The sequence below is a fragment of the Rhodococcus sp. ARP2 genome, assembly GCF_001029585.1.
GTDB classification, from domain to species: Bacteria; Actinomycetota; Actinomycetes; order Mycobacteriales; family Mycobacteriaceae; genus Rhodococcus_F; species Rhodococcus_F erythropolis.
The window spans coordinates 1-10,058 of record NZ_LEKE01000081.1; the positions used below are offsets into that span (position 1 = coordinate 1).

At 64.3% G+C, this 10,058-nt stretch carries 9 protein-coding genes; 8 read left to right on the top strand and 1 reads right to left on the bottom strand.

Features of this window, described 5'->3' with window-relative positions; translation table 11 throughout:
- On the bottom strand, nucleotides 1-371 hold a 371-nt coding region (locus ABX74_RS20880), incomplete at its 3' end, for a TerD family protein (RefSeq protein ID WP_047889607.1).
- A gap of 243 nt (nucleotides 372-614) precedes the next feature.
- Between ABX74_RS20880 and ABX74_RS20885 the strand changes: the two genes are divergently transcribed.
- From ABX74_RS20885 to ABX74_RS20920, 8 genes are all read left to right on the top strand, one after another.
- Nucleotides 615-1,760: a hypothetical protein gene (locus ABX74_RS20885; protein ID WP_082148536.1), complete on the top strand. Its 1,146-nt coding sequence runs from the start codon at nucleotides 615-617 to the stop codon at nucleotides 1,758-1,760.
- A gap of 92 nt (nucleotides 1,761-1,852) precedes the next feature.
- On the top strand, nucleotides 1,853-3,010 hold the full coding sequence (locus ABX74_RS20890) for an HpcH/HpaI aldolase/citrate lyase family protein (RefSeq protein ID WP_021342746.1): 1,158 nt from the start codon (nucleotides 1,853-1,855) through the stop codon (nucleotides 3,008-3,010).
- The gene (locus tag ABX74_RS20895) at nucleotides 3,007-4,296 is read left to right on the top strand and encodes a phosphoribosyltransferase family protein (RefSeq protein ID WP_029254391.1); all 1,290 of its coding nucleotides are present in this window, start codon (nucleotides 3,007-3,009) and stop codon (nucleotides 4,294-4,296) included. Before ABX74_RS20890 ends, ABX74_RS20895 begins: the two co-directional genes overlap by 4 nt.
- Nucleotides 4,293-5,402 carry a cysteine protease StiP family protein gene (locus ABX74_RS20900; RefSeq protein WP_020906052.1) on the top strand — a complete coding sequence of 370 codons (1,110 nt, stop codon included), beginning with the start codon at nucleotides 4,293-4,295 and terminating at the stop codon, nucleotides 5,400-5,402. Before ABX74_RS20895 ends, ABX74_RS20900 begins: the two co-directional genes overlap by 4 nt.
- 56 nt (nucleotides 5,403-5,458) lie before the next feature.
- On the top strand, nucleotides 5,459-6,256 hold the full coding sequence (locus ABX74_RS20905) for an HAD superfamily hydrolase (protein WP_047889609.1): 798 nt from the start codon (nucleotides 5,459-5,461) through the stop codon (nucleotides 6,254-6,256).
- 27 nt (nucleotides 6,257-6,283) lie between these two features.
- Entirely contained in the window at nucleotides 6,284-7,678 is a 1,395-nt protein-coding gene (locus ABX74_RS20910) for a TerD family protein (RefSeq protein WP_019746739.1), read from the top strand.
- A 158-nt stretch (nucleotides 7,679-7,836) separates the two neighbouring features.
- Nucleotides 7,837-8,730: an SGNH/GDSL hydrolase family protein gene (locus ABX74_RS20915; RefSeq protein WP_019746740.1), complete on the top strand. Its 894-nt coding sequence runs from the start codon at nucleotides 7,837-7,839 to the stop codon at nucleotides 8,728-8,730.
- Between the two features lie 40 nt (nucleotides 8,731-8,770).
- Nucleotides 8,771-10,058, top strand: a 1,288-nt coding sequence (locus tag ABX74_RS20920; protein WP_053062064.1) for a TerD family protein, incomplete at its 3' end; no start/stop codon positions are given.

Below are 10,058 nucleotides of genomic sequence, written 5' to 3' on the forward strand. Positions count from 1 at the left end.
ACCTGGCCGAAGGACTGCGAGCGAGCCTCTGCGTCGTAGATCGAGACGGGGAAGACAACGCTTTCGATCTCGGCGGGAACCGCTGCGAGGTTCACGTCGATCTGCTCGTCGTCGCCTTCGCCTTCGCCGTCCGTGTTGTCACCCTTGTGCTCGATCGAGCCGTCGGGCGAGCGGAGGTTGTTGAAGAAGATGAAGTGCTGGTCGGAGAGGACCTTCTTGTTCGAGCCTGCGCCGATTGCGCTGGCGTCGAGGTCGAAAGCAGCTCCGGTGGTGGAACGCGCGTCCCAGCCCAGGCCGACGACCACTGCAGTCAGGTTCGGGGCCTCCTTCGTGAGAGAGACATTGCCGCCTTTGGTCAAGCTGACGCCCATTCAGGGGTCCTTTCAAGAGGAGAGACAAGGCCCACTACGACGCGAAGTCGTCTTGGGAGTGTGTTTACCTCCACCACCCTAACCGCAGTTCCGGTGTGTTCGCCGTAACAGCAGAATTACGAACCGAGAAGCGAAGTGCTGGACCCGTAGGATTCAATCGTGGTGGGAAGATGGTCGGAGCGCTTCAATCGGGGGGCAAGAGTGGGGGAGTCGGTCAGTCGTGCGCGGGAGGCGCAGACGGCCATGGTTTCGGCGTTCCTCGACATGGACAAGCGGCAGACCATCGCGTCGGCAGCAGTCGACGCTTCCGCCGAGCTGTATCCCGAGCGAGGGCTGCGCGCTGCGTGGGAACCCGTTCGGGATCGGTGCTTCCAGGCTGCGTCGGACTACCTCGACACCTCCGAGCGCTATGGCAACGATCAGGTACTCCACCAGAACCCGAACGGTGCTCGGGCGGCGTTCGAAAAGTCGGTAGCCGAACTCGTCGAGGCGGCGAAGGGCGTCGACGCCTTCTACAACGGGCATCGTGCGCACCTCGAGCAGGCGACGGTCACGATGTCCGCCATTCCCGTCCTCGGCCAACAGGCCCGAACCCTGGCAAACGCCGTCCGGGAAAAACTTGCTGCCACTGATCAGCGCTATCGCGAGTACCCGTCGGTGGTGACGGCCTCCGAACACCTCGACGACGCGGTTGCAGCGCTCGACAATGCGCGATCCTCCGGTCGCGCCGACGCAGTCCGCACGCGGGCCGAGAGTGTCCGCGAAGCGGTATCGGCGCTCGAGGAAGCATTGGCAGACGCCCCGTCGACCCAGCACCGTGCCGAGATGACGATCTCCTCGGTCTCGACCAGGTTGTCGGCAGTGCGCACACGAGTGGACCGGCTGGATCCGGCGTACTCCGCATTGCTGCGCGAGTTCAACGCCGCGAGTTCAGCTGACCTCGTCGACAACAGCAGTCGCAGCCGAGCGCATATCGATCAGGCCGACATCGATCTCAAGGAAGCGAAGCAGTCGTTGGCTGCGGGAAACCCCGAACACGCACTGGCTTTGATGGCCGAAGCACGTGTTCACCTCGCCGACGCCGAAGCGTGCGCCGATGCCGTGACGGACCGTCTCGCTACTCTGCGTGCAGTTCGGGCAGATCCGAGCGAAAAGGAACGTGAGGTTCGTTTCCGGCTGAAAGACGCCCAGATGTTCGCTGTTAACCAAGGGTTGGTGGCGGAGTGGGGCTCCGTACTCGATGCTCAACTAGCAAGGATCGAGCGAGCGAGTGCGTCACTGTCGGGAACTCATCCGGACTACTGGTCGTATGTATTACAGCTGGACTCGGTATCGACGTTCATCACCGAAGTTGTCGAGAAGATGCGGGCGCGAGCCGGCAAAAACTGAATGGTCGGGCCGATCGGGGGATCGGAGTTGCTCGACGCGTTGTCACAGGGGGTCGTTTCATGGACTTGATTGCGGTTACAGAGAGAAGAGAAATGCAGCACTTTCAACATCTCGAGGACGACGTGCGGGAGCAACTGTTCCTGCACGCGCCTCGATCGTTCGCGGATTCCGACGAGAGGGATCTGCTCGCGATTGCTCTGGGTGCAACTCTCTACGTTCCTGCCACCCGAGCCGGGCTGGCCGACATCGTGGTCAAGCGTGCGTCCGAGGGCGTCAGCTCGATGGTGCTCGATCTCGAGGACGCCGTCGCGGATCACGAGGTGGAGTCAGCGCGAGCGAACGCGGTTGACGCTCTCGACAAGATCGCGTCCACCGACGCCGTCGGCATGCTGCTGTTCGTGCGGGTCCGTGAGGTCGCGGACATCCACAAGGTCGCCGCGTCGTTGACCGAGGGGCGCGCCGCGCTCACCGGGTTCGTCATCCCGAAGTTCGGCAGCGAGTCCGGCCCCGTGTTTCTCGACGCCGTTGCGGACGCATCCGAGCTGCTGGGTAAGCATCTCTACGCGATGCCGGTACTCGAATCACCCGCGCTGGTTCACCGCGATACACGTGATCTCGAATTGCGCACCATCAGTGGGATTCTCGCGCAACACCGCGAGCGCATCCTTGCCGTCCGCATCGGCGCCACCGACATGTGCAGCACCTTCGGTATCCGCCGCGACCGCGATCTGACCATCTACGACGTGCGCGTGGTGGTCGACGTCATCGCCGACATCGTCAACTACCTCGGGCGCGCCGACGGTTCGGGTTTTGTCATCACCGGGCCGGTGTGGGAGTACTTCGCCGATCACGAACGCATGTTCCGGCCGATGCTGCGCGCCACCCCGTTCGAGGAACACGACGCCGTCCGGTTCCGTCAGCATCTCGTCAGCCGCGACCTCGACGGTCTGCTCCGTGAGATCGCGCTGGACCGCGCCAACGGAATCCAGGGCAAGACGGTCATCCACCCGTCGCACGTCGCGGCGGTCAATGCACTGTCCGCGGTCACGCACGAGGAATATCACGATGCCCTCGACATTCTCGGTGCCGATGCCGGGGGAGTGCAGGCCTCCGGCTACCGGAACAAGATGAACGAGATGAAGCCGCATCGCAATTGGGCCCATCAGACTGCGCTCCGCGCTCACGTGTTCGGTGTGACCAACAAGGGCATCACGTTCGTCGAGTTGCTGACGGCGTTGGTCGATCGATGACAGAGGTTGTCCAGTCCCGGGACGTTCCCTGGGCTACAGCAGAATTCGGCTTGGACCTCGTTCACGGTGATTCGTCGCTCGGGCATTCGGTGCCCGATCTGGTGATCCCGGGTCTTCGGCGGAATCCGCGTCGCGCTCACCTGCTGGTGTCCACTGTGCTGGGAAAGCACGTGCCCACCGAGCCGTCCGTGGTCATCGGTGCTGCCGACGACCTCGGCGATCTGGTGCGGACAACCCTCGGTGAGGGTGTCGACGTCGTCGTGCTCGGGTTTGCCGAAACCGCAACAGGTTTGGGTCATTGCGTTGCGGCCCGTCTGCGCGCTCACTGCTACCTGCACTCGACTCGTCGCGACGTACCAGGTGCCGCGACGCTCGCCGGATTCGAGGAGGGGCACTCGCACGCCACGAGCCATCTGATGCAGCCGACGTCCGCCGAACTGTTCGAGAACGACCTGCCACTGGTCCTCGTCGACGACGAGATCTCCACCGGCGCCACCGCGATCGATGCCATCCGGGCACTGCACGGGCAATGCCCGCGCAGCCGCTATGTCGTGGCCTCGCTGGTGGACATGAGAACCGAGGAACACCGAGCCGCCAGCGAAGCCGCGGCCACGGAACTGGGTGTGCGGATCGATTACGTCTCTCTTGCTTCGGGTTCGACGGTTCTGCCCGACGGCCTGACCGAGCGCGTCACGGCGCTGAATGCTCCGGATCTCAACCCGATCGGTGATCGCCGCGGCACGCTGTCTCGGATGGATCTGCCATGGCCTGCGCAAGTCCCCGACGGAGGCCGGCACGGTTTTCTCGATGGCGACACCGCGGCATTCGAGTCCGCCGTCGAGGCAGCGGTGTCCATTCTCGGATCGTCGATCGACGCGTCGCGTGCTGTGATCGTGATCGGTCACGAGGAGTTGATGTACCTGCCACTGCGCATCGCTGCGGGCTTGGAAAGCTCTGGGCGAGCAGTTCGTTACCAGACCACGACGCGTTCACCCGCCTACGTCGTCGACGTGCCGGGATACCCGCTGCGTCGCGGGTTCACCTTTCCGGCACCGGAACTGGGCGAGAACGAACCTCGATACGTCTACAACGCGCAGTGGCCTGACGCGGCGGTCGACGCCCTTGCCTTGCTCGTGGTGGACGAGCCCGCCGATACCGATCGGTTGACGGCGATGGACGGGGTGATCGAGGTGTTACGGAACTCCGGCACCGACGTCCTGGTCGCCACCGTTCGCGGGGCCGATCCGTCGGCGCTGCGAGAATCCAGAGCAGGAGGCTCGTCATGAACGAACCATTGGTCGGGCCCGAATTCGGTTCGTACGCGCCGGGCGAAGTGAAGTGGCTGCTCAAGGATCTTTCGCACGTGGATCTCGAAGCGGATGTATCCGTGCGCGAGAAGCGTATTCAATCGGGTGAGGCGCACTATGCCGAGTCTCTTCCCATCGAGTACCAACCCGATCAGGCATACCGGGATCTTTTCGAGACGGTGCTCGCCGAGAGCGCTCCACGGTTGGCGCGCGCTGTCGGGACCGTGATGGACTTGGTCTTGGCCGAGCGGGGGAGTGACATCACGCTGGTCTCACTCGCCCGGGCCGGAACACCGATCGGGATTCTGATGCGGCGCTGGGCCCAGCAGACCCGCGGGCTCACGTTGCCGCACTATGCAGTGTCTATCGTCCGCGGCAAGGGTATCGATTCCGTCGCACTCGATTATCTTGCGCACCATCACGACTCGGAGAACGTCGTCTTCGTCGACGGCTGGACAGGTAAGGGCGCTATCGCCCGCGAACTCGACACAGCGTTGACGGAGTACCACGAGGCGGGTGGAGCCAAGTTCGACTCCGATCTGGCTGTTCTCGCCGACCCCGGGCACTGCGTGCGAACGTACGGAACCCGCGACGACTTCCTGATCGCGTCGGCATGCCTCAATTCGACGGTGTCCGGCTTGGTCTCACGAACAGTCCTCAACGACACCCTTATCGGGCCCGGCGATTTCCACGGCGCCAAGTTCTACGCCGACCTCGCCGACGTCGACGTCTCCAACAGGTTGCTCGACGTGGTCTCGGCCGAGTTCGACTCCGTTCGCGGCGACGCAGCGGATTCTCTTGCTGCAGTGCTCGATTCCGATCGGACGCCGACCTGGGCCGGCTGGGAGTCGGTGGAGAAGGTGCAAGCCGAGTACGGGATCTCGACGGTCAACTTCGTCAAACCAGGTGTCGGAGAAACAACCAGGGTGTTGCTGCGCCGGCTCCCCTGGAAGGTTCTGGTGCGTGAACTCGACGCCCCGGAGCATGCACACATCCGGTTGTTGGCGCAGGCCCGCGGGGTTCCGGTCGAGGTGGTACCCGACCTCGCCTACTCGTGTGTCGGGCTGATCAAGGACATCACGTGAGCCGTGCGGACACCGCTGCGTCCCAGGTCCTGATCGCCACGGATCTGGACCGCACGATGATCTATTCGCAGGCCGCGATCGGCGGCGATCCCAGTGGCTCCGACCTGGATTCGGCGCCGAGCCCGTTGTGCGTCGAGTACTACAACGGCGGTCCGCTCTCACACATGAGCGTCGAATCGATCGAACTGCTGATTGCGCTGAGCTCGCGGGTTCCGGTGATTCCGACAACCACCAGGACCATTGCGCAGTTCCAGCGGATCGATCTTCCCGGCGGACCGTGGAAGTACGCGATCACGAGCAACGGCGGAAACATCCTGGTGGACGGCGAAGCCGATCGCGAGTGGCGAAACGAGATCGACCGTTCGACCAGCAAGTCCGGCGCCGAGTTGCCGCAGGTTCAGGCGGAACTGGAATCGCGGATCGACTCGAGCTGGGTCAGTTCCATTCGTGTTGCCGACGACCTGTTTCCGTACCTGGTCGTCGATCTGGCCGTGATGCCGAGTGAATTCGAAACCGAATGGAATCACTGGTGCGTGACGCGGGGCTGGAACGTTTCGCGTCAAGGCCGGAAGATCTACACGATGCCCGACGCCGTGTCGAAGTCACGCGCACTGGCAGAGGTGCGCCGCAGACTGGTCGAGTCGGGTGATCTGGATCAATCCGCAGTCGTGATCTCGGCAGGTGACGGCGCATTGGATGCGGACATGCTCGAATACTCCGATTTCGCGATCCGGCCGAGGCACGGTGAGCTGGAAGAACTGAATTGGCAACGGCCGACCGTTACTGTGACAGAAAGGTCCGGTATCGCAGCGAGCGCGGAGATATTGCGGTGGTTCTCTTCCGCGCTCGGGTAATACACGCTCTCTATGAAGGGGATTTAGTTGTCTGTATCGCTTGCCAAAGGGCAGAACGGCCCGCTGGACGTCTCGGATGTAGTTGTGTCGGTTCAGCTGGCTGCAGCCGCTGACCTGTCTGCACTCCTCGTGACGAGCAACGGAAAAGTTCGTTCCGACGCCGACTTCGTCTTCTTCAACCAGCCGACCGGACCCGGCGTGCAATTGGTGCCCAACCCGGGTGGCATTGCCTCACTCCGAGTCTCGCTCGCCGGCGTCCCTGCCGATATCGAGCAGGTTCGCGCCGTCATCACGCTCGACGACGCTTCGTCGAACTTCGGGCGCAGCGCTGCACCCACCGCTCGGGTCTCCGACGCGGCCGGGAACGTGTTGTACGAGTACGTGATCGACGGTCTCACCACCGAGTCCATCGTCATCGCGCTCGAGGTGTACCGACGCCAGGGTGCGTGGAAGGTGCGCGCCGTCGGCCAGGGGTACGCGGGTGGATTTGCCGCGCTGGTCACCGATCACGGTGTGTCCGTCGACGATGCGCCCGCGCCGCCGCCGCCCACTCCGGTCGCGGCTCCGGCTCCGATCACGCCGCCCTCGTCCGTCGCTCCTACTCCGCCGGCGTACAACCAGCCGCCGCAGCAGCAGCCTTCGTACAACGCGCCGCCGGTTCCGCCGGCCCCGCCCGCATACAACCAGCCGCCCGCCTACAACCAGGGACCGACGCCGCCGGCCTACCCGCCGGCGCAGCAGCCTGCGTACAACCAGCAGCCGACGTACAACCAGGCACCCCCGGCGCCTCCCGTGCAGAACCAGCCGCCGGCGCAGCAGCCCGAGGTGAGCCTGGTCAAGGGGCGCCCCGTCAGCCTGACCAAGGGCCAGAAGGTCACGCTCCGCAAGGAGGGCGGCGTCGCGCTCACCATGATCCAGATGGGTCTGGGTTGGGATCCGATCAAGAAGAGCGGTCTGTTCGGAAGCCGTACCGCCGACGTCGACCTCGACGCTTCGGCACTCCTGTACGCCGACGGCAACCTCGTCGACGTCTGCTACTACGGTCAGCTGACGTCCAAGGACGGCTCGGTCCGTCACATGGGTGACAACCTCACCGGCGACGGAGACGGCGACGACGAGGTCATGCTCGTCGATCTGCAGCGGGTCCCGGCTCACGTGACCACCGTGATCTTCACGGTGACCTCGTACCGCGGACACACGTTCGAGCAGGTCTCCAACGCTTTCTGCCGTCTCGTGGACAGCACCACCAACTCCGAGCTCGCTCGATACACGCTCCAGGGCGGCATGGCTTTCACCGGAATGGTGATGGCAAAGGTGTACCGCGCGAACGGCGAATGGAAGCTGCAGGCCATCGGTGAAGGTATCCAGGCCAAGCACGCAGGAGAAGCTGCGCCGCAGCTGGGCCGTTTCCTCACTGCTTGAGTCGAGACTGCATAGTCGAGATGAATCCGGTTCGGCGGTAGGTGGTTTCGATCGCCGTCCGCCGAACCGGACATCGTTGTCCCCTCCGTGCGTTAACCTCATGCGGCATGTCGAGCCGTCAGTCGAGCGGCCGTGCGCGAGAGGACTTGGCACAGTAGATGATCACTCGAGGGAAACTTCTCGGTCGGGCGGCGGCCGTCGCAGGCGTTGTGCTGGCGCTCGTGAGCACCGGAATCGCGCAGGCTTCGGTGCCCCAGTCGGCACCGCCGGCAGGTTTTTCCGAGACCGGGATCAAGTACGTCGCCCTCGGTGACTCCCGCGCCTCCGGTCCAAGGCTGGAACCGATGTACCCCGACGCCTGCTCGCGTTCGTACGAGAACTTCGCGGGCAAAATCTCGCGGGCGCTCGACGTGGCCGAGTTCGCTGATGTCTCTTGCAGCGCGGCACGCGCCGAGAACATCATCGACACCCCACAGCTGATTCCGAACTACTGGCCCGTCCAGCTCGATGCTGTTCACCCGGACACCGACCTGATTACCATCTCGATCGGCGGCAACGACTCCAACAGCATCTTCCTCGGCCCCCTGTGCGTCGCTCCGGGACCGGGAACCGATCGTGGATGTCGGTACGACCCGCTCGCGAATTCCGTCGCCCAGTCCGGAATCGACCGGGCTGCCGGAGAATTGGATCGCATCCTGACCGCGGTCACGCAGCGCGCGCCTAACGCTCGCATCTACCTGATCGGAGAGGGCGGCATGATCTCCACTCGCGGATGCTGGCCGAACATCCCGTTCTCAGACGCCGACGCATCCTGGTTCATGGACTACTTCGCTCGCTACAACACGAAGTTCGACGAGGTCGCCCACGCCCACGGTGTCCGTACCGTCGACATTGCGGCGGCGAGCATCGCCGGCGGGCACGATGCGTGCGCGAGTGCAGATCAGCGTTGGTTCGAAGGCCTGTTCTCGGAGTCGACGGCGCAGCGCTTGCACTTCACGGACGCCGGGATGACCGCGGTGGCCGATCTAGTGGTGGCGGACCTGCAAGGCTGACCGAGAGAGCCCGGTCATGGCATAGTTCGCTGCTGTGGGTATGACTTTTGTTCCCGGACAGAACGCGCCGCTGCAGGCGCCCGTGGTGACGTTTCGAGCCGAGAGCCAGACGCCGTTCGACGTGTCGGCGCTGGTAGCGGACGCGAACCTGCGGGCATTGACGTCCGAGGACTTCGTGTTCTACAACCAACCATCCACCGCTGGAGTGCAACTCGACCAGAGCGGCATCCGGGTGGAACTCGATCGACTTCACCCCGATGCCGCAGCAGTGTTGTGCATCGTCAGCGTGGATCCGGCAGCGACGGCCGCGGGAGCCTTTCGCACGGCCGGGCTCTCCGCCACCCTGAGCGATCAATCCGGTTCGGTCCTGGCCGAATTCGCGATCCCCACCGCAGGCACCGAGACAGCGGTCATCTGCTGGGAGCTGTACCGAAAGTCCGGTGCCTGGAAGATTCGGGCCGTAGGGCAGGGCTATGCGGGTGGTCTGGCGGAACTGATCTCGGTGCACGGCGTCGAGGTCGACGACGAGCCGGCACAACCAGCCCCGACAGCCGCGCCCGCGTGGGACTCCGCGGTGGAGCCGTTGGAGGTGGGCCGCGGCCTCGAGCGTGCGTGGATGATCTTCGAGGACGCCTCCCGATCTGCCGCTTCCTTCGTCTCCAGCAGTGAGTACGCGCTTGCCCGTTTGGACGAGGATCTGACCGCAGCCGTCGCAGATCCGTCGTTGCGGAACTCGGCAGCGGGAGTGGCGGCGCGCGATGCCGCACAGAAGCGTCACGACGACCTCGTATCACTCGCGCGGGACAATCACGCCCGCGACAGCGCTCAGCTTGCGCACGAACTCGGCGTGATCGACGGCGTGCTCCCACGGTCGATGGCGTCGTGGAAGTCGGTGTCGTGGGCGGGTACAACCGATCCGGCCCAGATCACGGCCGTCAGCGACGGTATGCGTCTTGGCGAGCTGTCGGCTCCGGACCGCGGCACACTCACCGTTCCGTACTGCGTCCCGTTGCCATTGCGCCGGCCGATCTGGGTGGACAGCACGTCGAGCAAAGCAGCGCTCGGTCTGATGAGTGCCGTCACCGTGCGCGTCATGGCCGCCGGCCCGATGCCGCTACTCGACGTCGTCGATCTGACCGGCTCGCTGACGCCACTGACCGACCGACTGGCACCGATGCTCGCGGGGCCGGTCATCACCGCTCACACCGAGATCTCGGCGCGCTTGCGGGCACTGGCCGAGGCCGTCGACATGGGCGAACTCGCGCGAATGAGTGGTGTCGCAGATGGTCCGAGTTCCCTGCGCCTGTTGATCCTCAGCGATTTCCCGC